Below are 19,136 nucleotides of genomic sequence, written 5' to 3'. Positions count from 1 at the left end.
CAAAACTGCAAAGGGCTGTGGTTGGAACCTTTCTTGAACCATCTTGTGGTAGGAGGGTGCAACCAATCCACAGCATCCCTTACAGTGTAGCACAGCCCTTGGAGAGGGGCTTTAATAACTACTACTCTATAATACAAGGAGCGTGTGTGCTATGTGCCATAAAAAGGGACATCCGCGTTATGACGACGCGGCGCATATTGACTCGGCGGCCATCGTACCGCCCGACGTCAAGCATTACGGCGAACCGCGTGTCGACCCGGCCGCGACGGAATACACCGAAATGTATTGCCGGGAACCGAACAAAGAATAATGCGCCGAGAGACCGTGAAAAACGCGGTCTCTTTTTTGTGCACATTCACGGTTTGTTCACAGAGTTCGTATATCATATAACCAGCAATTGCCCAATCTGTTCAAAATTAATTTCTTTTTTGGACAAATTTTTTAACATTCGGGGTTGCTAATTGGGGTCGGTCAACAGTATAATCTACTATGTAGGGTTGCGCGAAAGCGCTCCCGCTGACTTCATAGAAGATGGGGCCGGTGTGAATCCGGTTCTTCTTTCGCAAAATAATTGAGAGGTGAAAAACATGGTGTATTCGTTCCGTGGCGGCATTCATCCCGGCACCCACGCAGACCCGGGCTACAAGGCCGCGACAAACACCAAGCCGATCGAGAAGCTGGCGCTGCCTGACCAGGTGATCCTGCCCGTTTCCATGCACATCGGCGCCCCGGCGTCGCCCATCGTGCAGGTTGGCGATACCGTAGACCTGGGACAGCCGGTTGCGGAGGCGGGCGGCTTTGTCAGCGCGCCTGTGCACGCGACGGTCTCGGGCAAGGTGAAAGCGGTTGAGCCCCGCCTGCATCCCAACGGCAGCAAGGTGCTGTCCATCGTCATCGAGAACGACGGGGAGGATCGTCCGCACGAATCCGTACATCCCTACGACTTTGCGGCAATGTCAAATGAGGAGCGCATCGAGTGCATCCGCTCGGCCGGCATCGTCGGCCACGGCGGCGCGACATTCCCGACCCACGTCAAGATCCAGTCGGGTATCGGCAAGTGCGACACGGTCATTATCAACGCTGCTGAGTGTGAGCCGTACATAACCTCGGACCACCGCCTGCTGCTCGAACGCCCGGAAGAGGTCATCGGCGGCCTGAAGATGCTGGCCGACATCATGGGCGTGCAGAACGCGATCATCGCCATCGAAGAGAACAAGGCCGACGTGTTCCCCGGCATTGAAAAGCTCATCGGGGACGACCCGCGCCTGAAGCTCTACCCCTTAAAGTGCAAATACCCGCAGGGCGCGGAAAAGCAGCTCATCAACGCCTGCACGGGCCGCGAGGTGCCGTCGGGCAAGCTGCCGGCAGACGCGGGCTGCGCGGTGTTCAACGTCGATACCGCGGGCGCGGTCTATCGCCGCTTTACGACTGGTATGCCGGTCATCCGCCGTATTGTCACGGTATCCGGTTCGGCCATTGCCGAGCCTAAGAACCTTGAAGTGCGCATCGGCACGCAGGTCGAAAAAATGATCGACGCGTGCGGCGGTTTCAAGGAAGCCCCCAATAAGCTGCTCATGGGCGGCCCGATGATGGGCGTCGCCCAGTTTTCGCTTGAAATCCCGATCTTTAAGGGCACGAATGCGTTTTTGGCGTTCGCGGGCGACGAGGACAAGCGCGTCGAGGATCCCCAGTGCATCCGCTGCGGCAAGTGCATCAACGCCTGCCCGATGCATCTGCTGCCGATTTACATGAACGTTTACGGCAAGCGGGAGGATCTGGAAAACGCGGCCGAGTGCGGCATGATGGACTGCATCGAGTGCGGCTCGTGCGCCTATGTGTGTCCGGCCCGCATCCCGCTGGTTGCGCAGTTCCGCCTGACCAAGGGCAAGATTCAGGCGCAGCGCATGGCCGCCAAGGCCAAGGCGGACGCGGAAGCCAAGGCCAAAGCGGAAGCAGAAGCCGCGGCCGAAGCCAAAGCGGAAGAAAAGTAAGGGGGAGAAAACGAAATGTATGATTTGAGTAAAGTCGTCGTATCCTCCTCGCCGCACATCAAGGCGGAGGAAGATACCCGCAGCCTGATGCTGGACGTGCTGATCGCGCTCATTCCCGCGCTCGCCGTTTCGGTGTTCACCTTTGGCCCCCGCGCGCTCGTGCTGGTCGTCGTTTCGATGATCGCCTGCGGCGTGTTCGAGGCTATTTACTGCAAGCTTACGCACCAGCCCGTCACAGTCGGCGACCTGTCGGCCATGGTCACGGGCGTGCTGATCGCGTTTAACATCCCGGTTTCCGCCCCGCTGTGGATGCCGGTGTTCGGCGGCCTGTTCGGCATCATCATCGTCAAGATGCTGTTCGGCGGACTGGGCAAGAACTTCATGAACCCGGCGCTCGGCGCACGCGCGTTCATGATGGCCTCCTGGCCGGCGCTCATGACGCTGTGGACCCAGCCGCACGCCAAGCTGCCGCTGTTCGGCGGCGTGACCGTGACGGACGCGATCTCGACCGCGACGCCCCTCGCATCGCTCAAGACCGGCGCGGTGCCGGCTGAAAGCCTGATCGACATGCTGCTCGGCCAGACCGGCGGCGTCATCGGCGAGACCTCGGCGCTGGCGCTGATCGCCGGCGGCTTGTACTTACTGTACCGCAAGGTCATCACCATCAACATCCCGGCCGCATATATCCTGACCGTTGCCGTGCTGACGTTCCTGTTCCCCATCGGCGGCATCAACCGCGTGGAGTGGATGCTTTCCCAGGTGCTTTCGGGTGGCCTGATGCTCGGCGCGTTCTTCATGGCGACCGACTACGTCACCAGCCCGGTCACACCCAAGGGCCAGATCATCTTCGGCGTGGGTTGCGGTTTGCTCACCGTGTTCATCCGCTATTTCGGCGGCCTGCCCGAGGGCGTTTCCTATTCGATCCTGATTATGAACACGCTGGTTTGGGCGATCGACAAGGCCACCCATCCGCGCAAGTTCGGATATTCCTTAGAAAAGAAAAAGGAGGCGCAGTAACATGAACGACAGCAAAAAGGGCGGCGGCATTGCGATGCTCGTCGTCGTACTGGGCCTCATCACGCTGGTGTGCGCGCTGCTGCTCGGCGTGGTAAACCAGGTCACCGACCCGCTGATCAAGCAGAACGCCATCGACACCCGCAACGCGGCGATGGGCGAGATCCTGCCGGAAGCCACCGACTTCCCCGAGGTCGAGGTGCCGGAGGAAATGAAATCCCCTGAGGACAAAAACGCCGTTGCGATCACGGCCGCGTTTAAGGCCGAGAAGGACGGCGAGGCCATCGGCTACTGTGTGCAGGTCGCCCCGAAGGGCTTCGGCGGCGCGCTGACGCTGATCGTCGGCATCAATGCGGACGGTACGGTAGCCGGCGCGAAAGTCACCGCGCACGCGGAGACCCCGGGCCTCGGCGCCAAGAGCCAGGACGCGGAGTGGATCGCGCAGTATGCCGGCCAGCCGGCCGACGGCTCGCTCGCCGTTTCCAAGGACGGCGGCACGATCAATGCCATCACCGGCGCGACGATCACCTCGCGCGCGGTCACCAATGGCGTAAACGCTGCGGCGCAGTTCGCCGCGACACTGGGTTAAAAGGAGGAGAGCCAAATGAAATTTAGTGAAAGACTGAAAGCCGGCGTTATCCTCGACAACCCGGTTTTCATGCAGACCATCGGTCTGTGCCCCGCGCTGGCGACGACCACGTCGTTCGCCAATGCCATCGGCATGGGCGTGGCGGCAACCGTCGTTCTGATCTGCTCCAACGTCGTTATTTCGGCGCTGCGTAAGTTCATCCCGGAAAAAGTGCGCATCGCGTGCTTCATTTCGATCATCGCCACGTTCGTTACGCTCATCCAGATGCTGCTCAACGCCTATGTTCCGGCGCTGGCCGCGTCGCTGGGCCTGTTCCTGCCGCTGATCGTTGTTAACTGCATCATCCTCGGCCGCGCCGAGGCGTATGCGTCCAAGAACAAGGTGCTGCCCTCCGCGCTGGACGGCGTAGTAATGGGTCTGGGCTTTACGTTCGCGCTCGTGCTGATGGGCTTCTTCCGCGAGCTGCTGGGCGGCGGCACGGTGTTTGCCGGCCTGTCCGACCTGCTGCCGTTCCTCGCCGGGATCCTGCCGTCGAAGGGCTTCGCGATCCCGTTCCTGAACAGCAATCCCATGACCATGATGATCCTGCCCGCGGGCGGCTTCCTCATGATGGGCTTCATCTTCGCGGTCATCCAAAAGGTCATGGCCGGAAAGGAGGACAAGTAAATGAGTATCGCATTGCCTGCCTCCATGGGGCTTACTGAGATCCTGTCGCTCGCAATCGGCGCGATCCTGGTCAACAACTACATCCTTGTCCAGTTCCTCGGCTGCTGCTCGTTCTTCGGCGTTTCCAAGAAGACCGACACGGCTGTCGGCATGGGCATGGCGGTCATCTTCGTCATGGCGATCGCCTCGGCGGCGTCGTGGGCGGTCCAGTATTTCATTCTGGAGCCGCTCGGCCTCGGCTATATGCAGACCATCGCGTTCATCCTTGTGATCGCGACGCTCGTGCAGTTCGTCGAGATGTTCATGAAAAAGTCGATGCCCGCGCTGTATCAGGCGCTCGGCATCTTCCTGCCGCTCATCACCACCAACTGCGCCGTGCTGGGCGCCGCGATCTCGAACATCGATAACCAGTATTCGTTCATCGGCGCGGTCGTTTACGGCGTGTGCGCCGGTATCGGCTACACGCTCGCCATCGTGCTGTTTGCTTCCATCCGCGAGCGCCTCGACGCGACGAGCAAGTGCCCCAAGTGCTTTGAGGGCTTCCCGATCGCGCTGGTTTCCGCCGCGCTGCTTGCGATGTCCTTCATGGGCTTCTCCGGCTTGCAGATCTGGAAGTAAGGGAGGATTCAAGAAATGGATATGCAAAATGTTTTAGCGGCGGTCGCGGTGCTGTTCGTCATGGGCGTCGTTTTCGCGGTGCTGCTCGGCATCGCCGCGAAGGTGTTTGCCGTCGAAGTTGACGAGCGCGTGCCGCTCGTGCGCGAGTGCCTGCCGGGCGCGAACTGCGGCGGCTGCGGCTATCCGGGCTGCGACGGCCTGGCGGCCGCCATCGTCGAGGGCACTGCCCCGGTAAACGGCTGCCCGGTCGGCGGCGCGGCGTGCGCGGCCAAGGTCGCGGAGGTCATGGGTGTCGAAGCGGACACGAGCGAGCGTAAGATCGCCCATGTATACTGCAACGGCGGCTGCAACGCGGTCGACAAGACCAAGTATGAGGGCCTGCAGGACTGCACCGCCGCCATGCGTGTGGCAAACGGCCCCAAGGCGTGCTCGTTCGGCTGCATGGGCCTCGGCTCGTGCGTCAAGGCGTGCGCGTTCGACGCGATCCACATTGTGGACGGCGTCGCCAAGGTCGATGAGGAAAAGTGCGTGGCCTGCGGCAAGTGCGTCGCGGCCTGCCCGAAAAAACTCATCAATCTGGTGCCCGAGAGCAAGAAAGTGCATGTTAACTGCATGAACCGCGACAAGGGCCCCGAGGTGATGAAAGTCTGCTCGGTCGGCTGTATCGCGTGCAAAATGTGCGAAAAGACCTGCAAGTTTGACGCCATCCATGTCGAGAACGGCGTAGCCAAGATCGATTATGACAAGTGCAAGAACTGCAAGATGTGCGCCAAGGTCTGCCCGAAGAGCTGCATCGAGCCGGTGCCGACGGCGGAGGAGAAAGCCAAGTTTGCCGCCGCCCAGAAGGCGCAGGCGGAGAAGGCCAAGGAGGCTGCCGCCGCAAAGGCCGCGGCTGAGGCGGCTGCCAAGACCGAAGAGCAGCCGCAGGCGTAAGCGATGGATTATCTGCGTCCGGGACTTGACGATGCGGCGCTTTCCCAGATGTCGAGCCTTGCGCTCGCACATGTGGGGGACGCGGTGTATGAGCTGATGGTGCGCGCGCATTTGGCCTGCGGCGGTACACAGACCGCGAAAAACCTGCATGCCCGCACGACCCGTCTGGTGTGCGCGGGCGCGCAGGCCAAGGCGGTGGAGCGCATCCTGCCGCTGCTTTCCGAGGAGGAACAGACCGTGTTCCGCCACGGACGGAACGCGAAACCCAAAACCGTGCCCAAGTCGGCGTCCGTGGCGGAATACGCCTACGCGACGGCGCTTGAAACGCTGTTTGGATGGCTGTATCTCCGGCAGGAGTATGACCGCGTTAATGCGCTGTTTGCAGAAATCACGCTTGGTTTTTAAAGAAAAGCGCTCCCTCGACTTGTGAGGGAGCGTTTTATTATATAGAGAAAAAGACGCCGAAAAGGCGTCTTTTTCGTTTATTCGTCCGCTTCGCGGTCGCGCTCTTCCTCGTGCTTGAGCTTCTGCTCGTTGACATATACGCGGTGCTGCAATCTGCAAAGCTCCTGCGCCACGGGATCGGGCAGGTTGATCTGGTCGAGGTCGTAAGAAGGCGTGCCAACCCGCTGGCCGTCGATCTTGACGACCCGCGCCTTGACGCCGACCACGGTCGAATTGGGCGGGACCTCCTGCAAAACCACCGCGTTTGCTCCGATGCGGCTGTTGTCGCCCACCTTGAACGGCCCGAGCACCTTTGCCCCTGTTGCGATGAGCACATTGTCGCCCACGGTCGGGTGGCGCTTGCCCTTGTCGTGCCCGGTGCCGCCCAGCGTCACTCCATGGTAGATCGTGCAGTTGTTGCCGATCTCGGCGGTCTCGCCGATGACGATGCCCATGCCGTGGTCGATAAACAGCCCGCGGCCGATCTGCGCGCCCGGATGGATCTCGATGCCGGTCATATGCCGCGCGAACTGCGACAGCGCGCGCGCAAGAAAAAAGAGCTTGTGCTTGTAAAGCCAGTGCGCCTGGCGGTGGTAGATCAGGGCATGGAAGCCCTGATAGAGCAAAAAGACCTCCAGCGTCGAGCGCGCGGCGGGGTCGCGGTCTCGGATGGCGCGCGCGTCGGAGAGCAGCCCTTTGAAAATCATAAGCATGCATCCTATCTGATTGGTATGAATTCTCGTACTGTTATATTATAGAGGAAATTGGCGTAAAATTCAAACCCTACATTGAATTCCAAGGAAAAAGTGGTATAATGATATAAGATTTTGCTGAATGAGGTACGGAAATTATGAAAATTACTGTCATGGGACTGGGATATATTGGCCTGCCGACCGCGATCACCCTCGCGGAGGCCGGCTTTGAGGTCTGCGGCTTTGACGTGAACGAAAAAACCATCGACACGCTGCAAAGCGGCAAGATCCATATTGTCGAGCCGGGCTTGCAGCAGGCGTTCGACCAAGCGGTGGCGCATGGACATTTGCAGTTCTCCTCCAAGCTTGCGGCCTCCGATGTGTTCTATATCGCCGTGCCCACCCCGTTCTTCCAGGACGAGACCGGCGCGCACAAGGCCGACCTCAAGTTTGTCGAATCCGCCGGACGTATGGCGGGGGGGCTGCTTGAGCCGGACAACCTGGTTATTCTGGAATCGACCGTGCCGCCGCGCACGAGCGAAATGCTTGCCCGCGTGCTTTCTGAGGAATCGGGCATCCCGATGGACAAGATCCATGTGGCGCACTGCCCGGAGCGCGTCATCCCGGGCAACATGATGTACGAGCTGAAGAATAACGACCGCATCGTGGGCGCGCGCACGCCCGAGGCCGCCGAAATGGCCGCCGCCATCTATGAAAAGGTGCTGGAAAAGGGCGTCGTCCACAAGACTGACGACCTGACCGCCGAGATGTGCAAGCTGACCGAAAACACCTTCCGCGACGTGAACATCGCCTATGCCAACGAGCTTTCGGTCATCTGCGACAAAATGGGTATCGACGTTTTTGAGCTGATCAAGCTCGCCAACTGCCATCCGCGCGTCAATATCCTGACGCCGGGCGTGGGCGTGGGCGGGCACTGCATCGCGGTCGACCCGTGGTTCATCTATGAGCAGTTCCCAGCCGAGGCCAAGGTCATTCTTGCTGCGCGTGAGCGCAACGAGAACAAGCCGCGCTTTGTGGCGGAAAAGGTTGTGGGCAGCCTCAAAAAGGTCACGGATACGGTCGGCGTTCTGGGCCTGTCCTATAAGCCCGATGTGGATGACCTGCGCGAATCCCCCTCGATCGAGTTGTGCCATATCCTGAAAGAAAAAGGCGTGAACTTTATCGCGTGCGAGCCGTTCGCGCCGATGGGCGAGCTGGACGGCATCCGTAACGTCCCGTTCGACGAGCTGCTTGCGAAGGCGGATTATCTGGTTGTTACACTGGGGCACACACTGTTTAAGGAGAATAAAGAACGCATCGCGCAAAAGCCGTATTACGACTGCGTCGGGCTAATGGAATAAAAAAGCGCGGGCTTGCCCAAAGGGAGCCCGCTTTTTTTCGCCTATGTGACGTTTCTGTGTCCACGCTTGTATTTTACCGGGCGGGATGCTATAATGGGAAAAGCTTGCATCAGAAACAAAAGAGAACAAGGAGCGTTAGAGATTATGAAGCACATGGCAAAGCGCGTGGTTGCGCTCGCGGTCATGCTGGTGGTCGTTTTGGGAGCGACGATCGGCGCGACGATGGCGAGCAACATCACGTATACCGATATCAAGAGTGACGCGCCGGTGGCCATGACGGTCAACGGCAGTGAGGTCAAGGCAGACGAATACGCCGCCTATATGCTGTACAACATGAAGTACTACGAGAACATGTATGCGCAGTACGGCATGCTCGGCTTGTGGGACGACGAGGAAAGCGCCGCCATGCTAGGCCCCGCGATGCCGGACGCCGCCAAGGATCAGGCCATTTACATGCGCGTCGTGCTCCAGAAATTCAAGGAGGCCGGCCTGAGCCTAACCGAGAGCCAGCAGCGCGATATCCGCAAGGTGCGCGACGATATGCGCAAACAGGCGGGCAGCGATGAGAATTACCGCAAGAAGATTGCCCAGTTTGGCTTCACAGAGGATCTGTATAATAACTTTATGTACATCAGCCAGTGCTACGCCGCGCTGAACGAATACTACTTCGGCGAAAACGGCACCGAAGTGCCTGCGGACGAAGAGCTGATGCAGTATTTCAAGGACAACTACCTCGCCGCCAAGCACATCCTCATTCTGGGCACCGACCCGGCGACGGGCGAGCAGAAGCGCACGGATGAGGAAGCCAAGGCCGCGGCGCAGAAGGCGCTCGACCGTTTGAACGCGGGCGAGGATTTCGACACCGTGATGAAGGAACTGAGCGAGGATTCCGGCCTGGAGGGCAATCCGGACGGGTATATCTTCACGGAGGGCGAAATGGTGCAGCCGTTCTACGAGGGCGCTAAGGCGCTCGCGGAGGGCGAGGTGTCGGGGCTTGTTAAGTCCGATTTCGGCTACCATATCATCAAGCGCGTTCCGATCGACTATGAGGGCCAGCTCGAAAACTACAAGACGACCCTGCTGACCAAAATGGAAAAGACCATGGATGCCCTGCTGACCAAGTGGATGACCGAGGCGGACGTGCAGACCACAGAAACCTTTGATGAGATCACCTATCAGAACGTCAAGGACTACGCGCCGGCTGATCTGGCGGAAACCGATGACGCCGCGGACAACGCCGGCGGCGACACGGCAGAGTAAAAATTGGAAAGAAACGCTTTCTTTGTGAAGAAAGCGTTTCTTTTCGCGTTCAGGCCGAAGTACGACCACTTGTGCTTGCACTTTTTGGAATGCTTCTATATAATGTATCATAAGATAAAGTTACGTGTTTGAAGGGTGGTGGGCAGATTGTGGAATGCATGTAACAGCTGGCGCGGCGCGCTGGCGCGGCTGGTATTGGCCGTGCTGTTGCTGCCCGTGCTGCTGTCAGCCGGAAGCGCGGCGGGCGGCGGGGGATCCAGAACGATCCGCGTTGCCTACCCGATCCAGGCAGGACTGACCGACATCGATGAGAATGGAAATTACAGCGGCTATACCTATGAATATCTGGAAGAGATCGCCCAATATACCGGCTGGGATTATGAATTTGTGCAGGTGCCAGGCAGCGCTGATGAAAGCCTGCTCACGCTGATGGAGATGCTGGACAACGGCGACGTGGACCTGATGGGGGGAATGCTGTTTACCGAAGAAACGGGCGAGCGTTATGACTATACCGCGCACAGCTATGGCACGGTGCAGACCGTACTGCAGGTGGCGTATGATGACCCGGGCAGCTTTGTGGTTGATTCCCAACAGGAACAGAGTCTGCGGGTCGCAGTGGGCGGTAAGGCCACACAGCGACGGAAAGAGCTGGAGGAATTCTGCAAGGTTAACCTGATCGACGTGACCTATGTGGAGTGCAGTGGAACAGAGGAACAGTTGCTGGCGCTGGAGGATGGGCGCGCGGATGCAATTTTAAACACCAGCCTCAATTATATTGGCGGCGTGCGGACGATCGCTGAGTTTTCCCCCAAGCCGTTTTACTTTGTCGCGTCCAAAAAGGCGCGCGCAGGTTTAATGCAGGAGCTTAATGAGGCGATGCTGAATATTCAGCGTATCGATCCGTTTTTCACTGCAAAGCTGCAGGAAAAATACTTTTCCTCCCCAAACGACGTGCTGCTGTTGACCGAACAGGAAAAACAGTATATCGCGTCGCGCGAGGCGGTGCGGGTCGGCGTGCTGACCGGGCAGCCGCCGCTCCAGTATACAGACGCCGAAAGCGGAGAGCTTCGCGGTATGATGATCGACCTGCTCGGTTATATCGCGGAACAGACGGGACTAAAGTTTGAAATGACCGCTGTAAAAACGCCGGATGAAATGTACGCGCTGGTGCAAAGCGGGCAGGTCGATATGATCGGCGGGACGACCTACGATTATGAGTTGGCGGGCAGCAAGGGAATCGCGATGACGCGGCCTTTCGTCTCGGCACAGTATGTGCTGGTTATGCATGAACGGGATGATGCGGATGCTGTGATGGGTCAAGCGCTCGCGCTGACTACGAACGCGACCTATGGAACGGACTATCCGGGCGAGATCGTGCGGTATGCCACCACTGGGGAATGCATCAAGGCGGTTGCAGAAGGGAAAGCGGCGTTTACCTATGCCGACGGCTACGCGGCGCAGTATTACGCCAGCCTGCCGGAGTATTCCATGCTTCGGCTGATTCCGCAGACCTCGACGCTGCGGGAGATCTGCATGGGCGTGGCCGCGCCGGCAGACCAGATGCTGCTGGGTATCTTAAACAAAAGCATCCTTGCGCTCCCGGATGAGCAAAAGCAAGCTATGGTTTACAGCAACGTGAGCATGAAGCAGGATTTTTCGATCTGGCAGTTTATGCAGAACCACGCGCTGGAAACCATATTGATCGTCTGCCTCATCTCGGGCGTTATCATCGCGCTGCTGGCCGCCAATCTGCGGATGCGTGCGCGCCGGAATAAGCAGACCGCGTTCGAACTGAAAAAACGCCTGCAGGTGTACGGCCTGCTCAACGAATATTTCTTTGAGTTTGATTTTCCAAAGAAAAAGCTGTTGGTTTCGCTGCCCGCTCAAAATGGAGACAAAGCACGGGTGCTGGAATATGATGAACACTGGGTCGCCGGGGACGAGGAACTGCAGCAAGCCCGTTTGGAATTTCGCAAATTGATCTATGAGGGCGACGGGGTATATGAAATCTATACCTGCTGCAGCCCGGACAAAAAAATGCATTGGCTGCGCCTCGCGATCGAGAAGGTATATGACGACGCAGGTAACCCGGCCTACGCGGTCGGCAAAATCGCAGTGATTGACGACGAGGTCGCTGAGCGCGAGCGGCTGCGCCGTCAGGCGCAGCGGGACAGCCTGACCGGCGTGTATAACGCGTCCACTTCGCGCGCGCTGGTCGAGCAAGGCTTGTCCGCCCTGAAGGAGGGGCAGACGGGCGCGCTGCTGCTCATCGATGTAGACCGGTTTAAGACGGTCAACGACACCTATGGGCATATGGAGGGCGACCGAGTGCTGGTGGGTGTCGCGGAGATACTGCTGAAGAACTTCCGGGAGCGGGACGTGGTTGGCCGGCCGGGCGGGGACGAATTTCTGGTCTATATGGTGCAGGTGTCCGGACGGGAGGCGCTCGAAAAGCGTTGCGTGAAGCTTTGCGAGGCTGCACGCGCGCTCGGCAGGGAATATGGCAGGCAGCTTACCATCACGGTGGGCGCGATTCTGACCCAGCAGGGTCAGACTTACGACGAAGTGTACCGCAAAGCGGATGCCGCGCTGTACGATGCGAAGAGCGCGGGCCGGGACCGGTATGAGATCGCAAAATAAAAAAGCAGACCCCGCCGCCCGGTATACGGGCGGCGGGGTCTTTCTCATTTGTTGGCGATGGTCCAGGAAAGCGGCGCGCGGTAGTGGTAGGCGTTGTGCAATGCGGCGAGTGCGTCCCAGGTCGCCCGGTCGGTTACACCAGTTGGATCGAGCTGGAAATACACCTGCGCTTCGCGCACGGCAAGTTCGGTCTCTTCGTCATAGGTGCCGGACAGCGGCAGGCGCCGTACGCCAGAAAAATGCACGGCCATCGTGTTCAGCATGCTTTGCAGCACGATTACCGGACAGCCCTTTTCGCCAGGCGCCATGGTCGCGCCCACCTCGGGCGGGAAAAACTGCACCGGGGTCGGCAATGTGTCGCTGATGGCAAGCGGAACATAGTGGTCGTAAATCAGGTTCCAGATGTCTGCGTCAGCCTTGCCGGTCGGGCGCAGGCCATGTTGCTGCTGGAATTCGCGCACAGCTTTTTCAGTCTCAGGGCCGAAAATGCCGTCGGGCGAAAGCGGACTGGGATGAGCCCCCTCGCGCTGGATGCGCCGCAGGAAGGTCTGCAAATCATGCACATGCTGGCGGCGCTGTTCTTCTGTATACATCAGGTGGTCGCCCCCTCTCCGATAGGATAACCCGGAAACTGCCCTTCGTTGGTCTGACTGCCCGCCAGCACAGTCTCGGCATAGTCGGCCATGGTCTCCCAGGTGAGCGGTCCGATCGCGCCCGAGGGCGGCAGACCGACTAGGTTTTGGAACGCAAGGACGGCTTCGCGCGTCGCCGGGCCAAACACGCCGTCCACGCCGACCGACGGCACCTCAGGATAGCCGCGCGCGATCACGTTGATGACCTGCTGGGCCGTGCGCACCTCTTCGCCGCGCATCCCCTCAATCAGGAAGATTGTGGGCAGCCCAGCTACGCCGGGCAGCCATTCGGAGACAGGACGCACGCGCAGCACGGACTGATAGGTCGAAATAAGGGCGGTCCAGGTCGCCCGGTCGACCACGCCGGTCTCGGGCAGGCCCATCATTTTCTGGTAGGCGACAACTGCCTCGCGCGTCAGCGGACCGAAAATGCCGTCGATCTGCTCGATCGGGATACGGGGCAGTTCGTCATAATACGCGCCAACGACCGAGAGCAGATACTGCAAAAGCCGAATGTACTCGCCCTGCATACCTTCGCGCAGCTCCTCGGGATACTGCCGCGAAATGTCGGACAGGCGCAGGCCCTCGCTGTCCAGCTCGGACAAACGCTTGACGTTGTTGTAGATAAACGCGATCTGATACCACGTCGCTTTGCCGACGATGCCGTCCACGGCGAGATTGAACTGGCGCTGAAATTCGCGCACGGCGCGCTCGGTGTCGGCATCGAACAGACCGCTGGCCGGTTCAATCTTCTGAATATTGGGGTAGTTGGTGGAAATGCGGTTGAGGCGGCGCTGGATGGTGCGCACTTCCTCGCCCACATCGCCCAGCCGGAACGTAACGCCCGGCCAGGAGCCGCCCAGGTTGGGCGAAACCGGGGCGTTTTGGATAAAATTGATGTCGTTCCCGTAGAACGAGCGCACGATATCCTCAGCGCTCATACCCTGCTCGGCGAGCGGCACCGTACCCCATTGGCTCAGCCCGCCCGGGCAGGTGACGGTCGTACCGTTGCAGTACTGCGCGAACAACGGCTCAATGGCGTCGCCTCGCGTTAGATAGTTGTTGAACGCTTCGTCCACAATGGTCGAAATGTTCTCGAAAATGTCGCGTCCGGGCACGAACGACTGGTCGTACCGGGTTGAGTTGGTGATATCGAAATCATAGCCCTGGTTGCGGTACCATTCGGTGAACACACGGTTTAAAGCATAGGAGACCTGCGCGTACACATTGGCGCGGATGGCCTCCTCGGGCCATGTCGGATAGATCTCCGAGGACGCGACATTTTTGATGTATTCATTGAACGGGACGGTGAGGTTACGTGCATTCGCCGAAGGTGCGCCGAGATGCACGGTGATGGTCTCGGGGATCGTGACCGGGGTCGTGGCCAAGGGTCATCCCTCCTCTGATAAGGCTTGCGGGTCGTCGGTCGCGGTCAGGTCCTGCGGGGCGACCGCGGCATTTTCGGGCAGCGGGGTGAGCGCGATCGGCAGCACGGCCGGAATGCCCGAAAACGCGGTGACGTTTAGAGCCGCTTGCGGGGTGAAATTCGGATGGTCGACCTGCACGGTGTACAGCGCATAGGGCCGGCCGTTGCCCGGCGTGAGCGAGGCAGAGCGCGGCGGCGCGGGCAGCTCCATCGGCGGGGTCATGCCGCCTGCGTCGGTCTGAACCGAATACAGCAGCTGATGCCCGCCAGTCTCGTCGGCTGCGGTCGACACGGTCACGGTCGCGCCTTCGACCGGAAGTGCGCCGAGCGCCGTCGAGACCTGCACGCGCAGAATTGAAGTTCCGTCTTGCAAAGCGGAAAGCCTCCTTTAATAGGCGGGGCGGAAAGCCCCGCTTTTTTATTCAATGCGTACCTTGTATTTTTTGAACCAGCGGTCGAGCTGGATGATGTAGGCAAAGATCTGCGGCGTGCGCATAAGCTGCCCGTACCACGGCTCAGACAGGCTTTCGGGCTGCGCCATGAGCGCTTCGACGGCCTCGTGATTGAAGAGCTTTGCGGCGGCCGAATGCTCGTCGGCAAAAATCTGGCGGACGTAGGACGCGCAAAGCTCGGTGTAGGCCGGGTGGAACGTTTTGGGATACGGGCTTTTTTTGCGGAATACGATCTCCTCGGGCAGGTCGTTTGCGAACGCCTCGCGTACAATGCCCTTTTCGCGTCCGTGGAGCGCTTTCATATCCCACGGCATGTTGTAGGCATATTCGACGATGCGGTGGTCGCAGAACGGCACGCGCACCTCAAGGCCTGAATACATGCTCATGCGGTCCTTGCGGTCGCGCGGCGTTGCAAGGGGATACTGCGGGAAATGCCTGAAAACGCGGAAAAAGGTCTATACACAGGCGCAGAAAAATGGTATGCTTTTAAAAAGACATTTTGAATGGGGAAGAACGGTATCATGGAACTTTTGAAAGAGCGGATTCGGAAGGACGGCGTCATCAAAGAGGGCAACGTGCTCAAGGTGGATAATTTCCTGAACCATCAGATGGATATCGGGCTGTTCAACGAGATAGGAAAGGAGTTCTGCCGTCGCTTTGCGGACGTGCGGGTAAATAAGATTCTGACCATTGAGGCTTCGGGCATCGGCATTGCGGCGATTGCGGCGCAGTATTTCGAGGTGCCGGTCGTGTTTGCGAAAAAAGCGCAGTCTATCAATTTGGACGGCACGATGCTGTCCGCGCCTGTTGAATCGTACACACATAAGCGCAAATATGAGGTCATTGTGGCCAGCCGCTTTTTGCAGCCGGGCGAAAATGTGCTCATCATCGATGATTTCCTTGCCAACGGCTGCGCGGCAATGGGGCTTTGCCAGATCGTCGAGGCGGCGCACGCGAACGTCGCCGGCATTGGCATTGTGATCGAAAAGGGCTTCCAGTGCGGCGGACAGGTGCTGCGGGACAAGGGCGTGCGTGTCGAATCGCTCGCCATTGTGGACAGCATGGACGCCGAAAGCCAGACCGTACAGTTCCGCTGATGGACGGACTGCGCTATCACCTAACGCTGCGGCTCTGTGCGGAGGATAAGCGCTTCGGCCCGGGACCGATGAAGCTCTTGCAGGGTGTGCGGGAGACCGGGTCGCTGCAGAAAGCGGCCGCGCGCATGGGCATGGCTTATTCCAAAGCATGGAAGCTGATCGGCCGTCTGGAGGCGGAGTGGGGCTTCAAGCTGCTCACACGGCAGTTGGGCGGCGTGCACGGCGGCGGCTCGGAGCTGACGCGCGAGGGGGTCGACCTGCTGGAGCGCTATCAAAAGCTGCTCGAAGAGACCGACCACGCGGCAAACGCGGCGTTTCAAAAATATTTCCCGTGAAAACGGGAATCTTTTTTTGACAGTTCGGTATTCTCGTGGTAGAATATCGCGCGGGAAACATGGTTTTTAAAATAAAGGGGGAACAACATGGAAAAGCGTGCTTGGAAGAGGCTTGCGGCGTTGCTGCTGTGCGCGGCCGTCGCGTTTGCATCCGCCGGATGCGGCCTGTTTGGGATGGACAGCGCGGGGCCGGAGAGCGCAAAGCCCGCAAAGCAGTCCGGCGGGAGCGCGGAGATCCAGCTGACCGACCAGGCCGGGCGCGAGGTCGTACTCGAAAAGCCGGCGGAAACGCTGGTGAGCTGCTATTATATCACCACCTACGCCACGGTCGCCCTTGGTGTGGCCGATCGTGTGATCGGGCTGGAAAAGAAAGCGGACACCCGCCCGATTTATCGGATGGCTGCTCCCGGCCTGCTGGAACAGGAACAGGTGGGCTCGCTCAAGGAATTTAACGTAGAGGCGGTGGCTGCGCTCGCGCCCGATCTGGTGCTGATGCCGCGAAAGCTCAAGGATCATGCCGAAACACTGACGGAGCTGGGCATCCCGGTGCTTGTCGTCGACCCGGAGACGCAGGAGGGCATGGAGCAGATGCTCGCCCTCATCGGCAAGGCCTGCGGCGCGGAGGACCAGGCGGCTGCGCTCACCGCTTATTACGGCGAGCAGCTTTCCCGCATGGCGGATCTGACCAAAGGGCAGGAAAAGCCGCGCGTCTATATGGGCGGCAACTCCTCCTACCTGACGGCTGCGCCCGGCGGCATGTACCAATCCAGCCTGATTAAACAGGCGGGCGGTACGAATGTTGCGCAGGACATCAAGGGCGACTACTGGACCGAGGTTTCCTATGAATCCATCCTTGCGATGGATCCGGAGTATATCATTGTGCCGTCCGGCGCGTCCTACACGGCAAACGATATCCGGAACGATCCGCAGCTTGCCGGGGTGGGCGCGGTCGCGCACGGGAACGTCTATGAGATGCCGCGGGGCATTGAGGAATGGGATGCACCCATCCCGTCCGGCGTTTTGGGCGTGATGTGGCTGACGAGCGTGCTCCATCCGGGGCAGTACAGCTTTGACACGTTCGTTTCCGACGCGCAGGCGTTTTATCAGACATTTTATGGCTTTGCGCTCGATGCCGCGCTGGTAACCAAGTAACACGAAAAGGGGAAAGCCCGATGAAACAGACCATACGCTCCCATGCCGCCGTTCTGGCGGCTATCGCCCTGCTGGGCGTGCTGGCGGCGGTTTCGGCCTGCGTCGGCAGCTTTCCCCTTTCGCTTTCCCAGATCGGCGGGATTTTGACCGGCGGCCTGCGCGGGACGATGGAGGAACGCGTCTTCCTTTTGCTGCGCCTGCCGCGCGTTCTCATGGGGCTGCTCGCCGGGCTGGCGCTGGGCACGGCGGGCGGCGTGTATCAGACGATTTTCCGAAACCCCCTCGCTTCGCCCGATTTAACCGGCGTGGCCGCGGGCGCGTCGTTCGGCGCGGCGTGCGCCATTGTGCTCGGCGCGGGCAGCGCGGTGCAGATCATGGGCGGCGCGTTCCTGATGGGGCTTTTCTCGCTCGTATTCGTGCTGCTTCTGGTGCGCGCGGCGCGCATCGAGCGCACGGGTACCTATATTTTGGCGGGTGTGATCGTATCGTCGGTGGCCGAGGCGGGGCTGATGGTACTCAAAACCATGGCCGACCCCGAACGGGAGTTGGCCGCGATCGATTTCTGGACCATGGGCAGCCTCGCCCCGGTGACGGCGGACAAGGCAGCCACCGTTGCGGTGGCCGTGCTTGTGCCGCTCTGCCTGCTGCTGCTGTTCCGGCGGCAGGCGGCGATGCTGTCGCTCGGCGAGGAAAACGCGCGCGCGATGGGGCTCGACCCCGCGCTCTGGCGCACGCTGCTGCTCGCGCTGACCACGCTGATGGTCGCGGCGGTCGTGTCTGTAACCGGGGTGATCGCGTTTGCTGGACTGATCGCGCCGCACATCGCGTTTCTGCTCCTGCGGCGGCGCGGCGGGCCGTATCTGCTGCTCTGCGCGCTCGTGGGCGCGGATATCCTGCTGGCGGCGGACGTGCTGGCGCGCAGCCTGTCGCCCGGCGCCGAGCTGCCGCTCAGCGTGCTGACCATTTTGTTCGCCGTGCCTGTGCTCGCTCTGCTGCTGTGCAAGGGGAAAGGGGGGCGCTATGATGCTTGAGGTTTCCGGCCTGACAGCGGGGTACGCGTCCCCCATCGTGCGCGAAATTTCATTTTCAGTGAAAGAGGGCGAGCTGCTCGGCATTCTAGGGCGGAACGGCTGCGGCAAGACCACACTTTTGCGCGGCATCACAGGCGCGGCGCGGGTGTTTAGCGGGAGCGTTCGGGTGTGCGGGCAGGACTGCGGCGCAATGCGTGTCCGAGAGCGGGCGCGCCACATCGCCATGCTCACCCAGCGCACCGGGCTTTTGCCCGGCCTGCGGGCGGGCGAGGTGATCGGAATGGGCGGTTATGCCGCCGGGGGCGCGTTCGGCGCGCCGGATAAGGATCTAAAATGCCGCGTCATGGAGGCGGCCGCGCGGTTTGGCGTGGAGGCGCTGCTCGATACCGACTGCGCTTTCCTCAGCGAGGGGCAGCGGCAGCTCGTGCATCTGGCGCGGCTCGCCGTGCAGGACGCGCCCGTCTGGCTGCTCGACGAGCCGTCGAGCGCTCTCGACTTTTATAACACGCACCTGTTGTTTCAGACGGTTCGCGATTCGCTCACACAGGGCGGGCACGCCGCCGTGGCCGTGCTGCACGACCCAGCGGCTGCGCTTCGCTGGTGCGACCGGCTGCTGCTGCTGGGCGGCGGGTATGCCGTGGGGGCGCTCGATGCGCGGGCGACGGACGAAGACAGGGCGCAGGCGGCGCTTTCGCAGGTGTATCCGGGTATTTGTGTCAAAAAGGACAAGGAGAGCGGCCGTTTTGCCTGCTGGCTTGATACAAATGTAGAAAATCCCCGATTTCGATAAAAATTTGTCAGTT

Annotated in this window: 21 protein-coding genes; 16 read left to right on the top strand and 5 right to left on the bottom strand. The window is 60.1% G+C overall.

From position 1 onward, the window contains the following. The first annotated feature begins 151 nt into the window (after nt 1–151). The 8 genes from SO058_RS09560 to SO058_RS09525 all read left to right on the top strand — a co-directional run bounded on the left by SO058_RS09560 (nt 152) and on the right by SO058_RS09525 (nt 6,216). Nucleotides 152–310: a hypothetical protein gene (locus SO058_RS09560; protein ID WP_320842769.1), complete on the top strand. Its 159-nt coding sequence runs from the start codon at nt 152–154 to the stop codon at nt 308–310. Between the two features lie 277 nt (nt 311–587). After that, nucleotides 588–1,991 carry an electron transport complex subunit RsxC gene (gene rsxC / locus SO058_RS09555; RefSeq protein WP_320842768.1) on the top strand — a complete coding sequence of 468 codons (1,404 nt, stop codon included), beginning with the start codon at nt 588–590 and terminating at the stop codon, nt 1,989–1,991. Between the two features lie 15 nt (nt 1,992–2,006). Continuing rightward, entirely contained in the window at nt 2,007–3,008 is a 1,002-nt protein-coding gene (locus tag SO058_RS09550) for an RnfABCDGE type electron transport complex subunit D (protein ID WP_320842767.1), read from the top strand. Between the two features lies 1 nt (nt 3,009). Further along, a complete protein-coding gene (locus tag SO058_RS09545; RefSeq protein WP_320842766.1) occupies nt 3,010–3,594 on the top strand; it encodes an RnfABCDGE type electron transport complex subunit G in 585 nt (194 codons plus the stop codon). Between the two features lie 15 nt (nt 3,595–3,609). Then, on the top strand, nt 3,610–4,260 hold the full coding sequence (locus tag SO058_RS09540; RefSeq protein WP_320842765.1) for an electron transport complex subunit E: 651 nt from the start codon (nt 3,610–3,612) through the stop codon (nt 4,258–4,260). Beyond that, complete coding sequence (rsxA, locus tag SO058_RS09535) at nt 4,261–4,878, top strand: electron transport complex subunit RsxA (protein WP_320842764.1); 618 nt, start codon at nt 4,261–4,263, stop codon at nt 4,876–4,878. Nucleotides 4,879–4,899: 21 nt separating this feature from the next. Then, a complete protein-coding gene (locus SO058_RS09530) occupies nt 4,900–5,811 on the top strand; it encodes an RnfABCDGE type electron transport complex subunit B (protein WP_442872242.1) in 912 nt (303 codons plus the stop codon). A gap of 3 nt (nt 5,812–5,814) precedes the next feature. Next, entirely contained in the window at nt 5,815–6,216 is a 402-nt protein-coding gene (locus SO058_RS09525; RefSeq protein ID WP_320842762.1) for a Mini-ribonuclease 3, read from the top strand. Nucleotides 6,217–6,293: 77 nt separating this feature from the next. On the opposite strand, the gene epsC is transcribed toward SO058_RS09525, so the two are convergent. Next, nucleotides 6,294–6,959, bottom strand: coding sequence for a serine O-acetyltransferase EpsC (gene epsC / locus SO058_RS09520; protein ID WP_320842772.1), 666 nt, complete (start codon nt 6,957–6,959; stop codon nt 6,294–6,296). Nucleotides 6,960–7,105: 146 nt separating this feature from the next. On the opposite strand from epsC, the gene SO058_RS09515 reads away from it, so the two are divergent. The 3 genes from SO058_RS09515 to SO058_RS09505 all read left to right on the top strand — a co-directional run bounded on the left by SO058_RS09515 (nt 7,106) and on the right by SO058_RS09505 (nt 12,208). Then, nucleotides 7,106–8,308 carry a nucleotide sugar dehydrogenase gene (locus tag SO058_RS09515; RefSeq protein ID WP_320842761.1) on the top strand — a complete coding sequence of 401 codons (1,203 nt, stop codon included), beginning with the start codon at nt 7,106–7,108 and terminating at the stop codon, nt 8,306–8,308. Nucleotides 8,309–8,452: 144 nt separating this feature from the next. Then, nucleotides 8,453–9,568 carry a peptidylprolyl isomerase gene (locus tag SO058_RS09510; protein WP_320842760.1) on the top strand — a complete coding sequence of 372 codons (1,116 nt, stop codon included), beginning with the start codon at nt 8,453–8,455 and terminating at the stop codon, nt 9,566–9,568. Nucleotides 9,569–9,715: 147 nt separating this feature from the next. After that, nucleotides 9,716–12,208 carry a transporter substrate-binding domain-containing diguanylate cyclase gene (locus SO058_RS09505; RefSeq protein ID WP_320842759.1) on the top strand — a complete coding sequence of 831 codons (2,493 nt, stop codon included), beginning with the start codon at nt 9,716–9,718 and terminating at the stop codon, nt 12,206–12,208. Between the two features lie 44 nt (nt 12,209–12,252). Here SO058_RS09505 and SO058_RS09500 read toward each other — a convergent pair whose 3' ends face one another. The 4 genes from SO058_RS09500 to SO058_RS09485 are packed head-to-tail and all read right to left on the bottom strand — an operon-like array spanning nt 12,253 to nt 15,098. Beyond that, complete coding sequence (locus tag SO058_RS09500; protein WP_320842758.1) at nt 12,253–12,801, bottom strand: peptidoglycan-binding domain-containing protein; 549 nt, start codon at nt 12,799–12,801, stop codon at nt 12,253–12,255. Continuing rightward, entirely contained in the window at nt 12,801–14,228 is a 1,428-nt protein-coding gene (locus SO058_RS09495) for a peptidoglycan-binding protein (RefSeq protein WP_320842757.1), read from the bottom strand. Before SO058_RS09495 ends, SO058_RS09500 begins: the two co-directional genes overlap by 1 nt. 3 nt (nt 14,229–14,231) lie before the next feature. Further along, complete coding sequence (locus tag SO058_RS09490) at nt 14,232–14,639, bottom strand: hypothetical protein (RefSeq protein WP_320842756.1); 408 nt, start codon at nt 14,637–14,639, stop codon at nt 14,232–14,234. 45 nt (nt 14,640–14,684) lie between these two features. After that, a complete protein-coding gene (locus SO058_RS09485; protein WP_442872241.1) occupies nt 14,685–15,098 on the bottom strand; it encodes an asparagine synthase-related protein in 414 nt (137 codons plus the stop codon). 141 nt (nt 15,099–15,239) lie between these two features. Here SO058_RS09485 and SO058_RS09480 point away from each other — a divergent pair, with 141 nt between their 5' ends. The 5 genes from SO058_RS09480 (at nt 15,240) to SO058_RS09460 (ending at nt 19,123) form a co-directional block, all read left to right on the top strand. Beyond that, nucleotides 15,240–15,815 (top strand): xanthine phosphoribosyltransferase, encoded by a 576-nt coding sequence (locus tag SO058_RS09480; RefSeq protein ID WP_320842755.1) that lies wholly within the window; start codon nt 15,240–15,242, stop codon nt 15,813–15,815. Continuing rightward, a complete protein-coding gene (locus SO058_RS09475) occupies nt 15,815–16,150 on the top strand; it encodes a winged helix-turn-helix domain-containing protein (RefSeq protein WP_320842754.1) in 336 nt (111 codons plus the stop codon). Before SO058_RS09480 ends, SO058_RS09475 begins: the two co-directional genes overlap by 1 nt. A gap of 87 nt (nt 16,151–16,237) precedes the next feature. After that, nucleotides 16,238–17,302 carry an ABC transporter substrate-binding protein gene (locus SO058_RS09470; RefSeq protein WP_320842753.1) on the top strand — a complete coding sequence of 355 codons (1,065 nt, stop codon included), beginning with the start codon at nt 16,238–16,240 and terminating at the stop codon, nt 17,300–17,302. Nucleotides 17,303–17,322: 20 nt separating this feature from the next. After that, nucleotides 17,323–18,333 carry a FecCD family ABC transporter permease gene (locus SO058_RS09465; RefSeq protein WP_320842752.1) on the top strand — a complete coding sequence of 337 codons (1,011 nt, stop codon included), beginning with the start codon at nt 17,323–17,325 and terminating at the stop codon, nt 18,331–18,333. Continuing rightward, entirely contained in the window at nt 18,323–19,123 is an 801-nt protein-coding gene (locus SO058_RS09460) for an ABC transporter ATP-binding protein (RefSeq protein ID WP_320842751.1), read from the top strand. The genes SO058_RS09465 and SO058_RS09460 overlap by 11 nt, the downstream gene beginning before the upstream one ends. Nucleotides 19,124–19,136 lie beyond the last annotated feature (13 nt).

The organism is Agathobaculum sp., assembly GCF_034098985.1.
Classification (GTDB): Bacteria; Bacillota; Clostridia; order Oscillospirales; family Butyricicoccaceae; genus Agathobaculum.
This window is presented reverse-complemented; position numbering and strand designations above follow the sequence as displayed.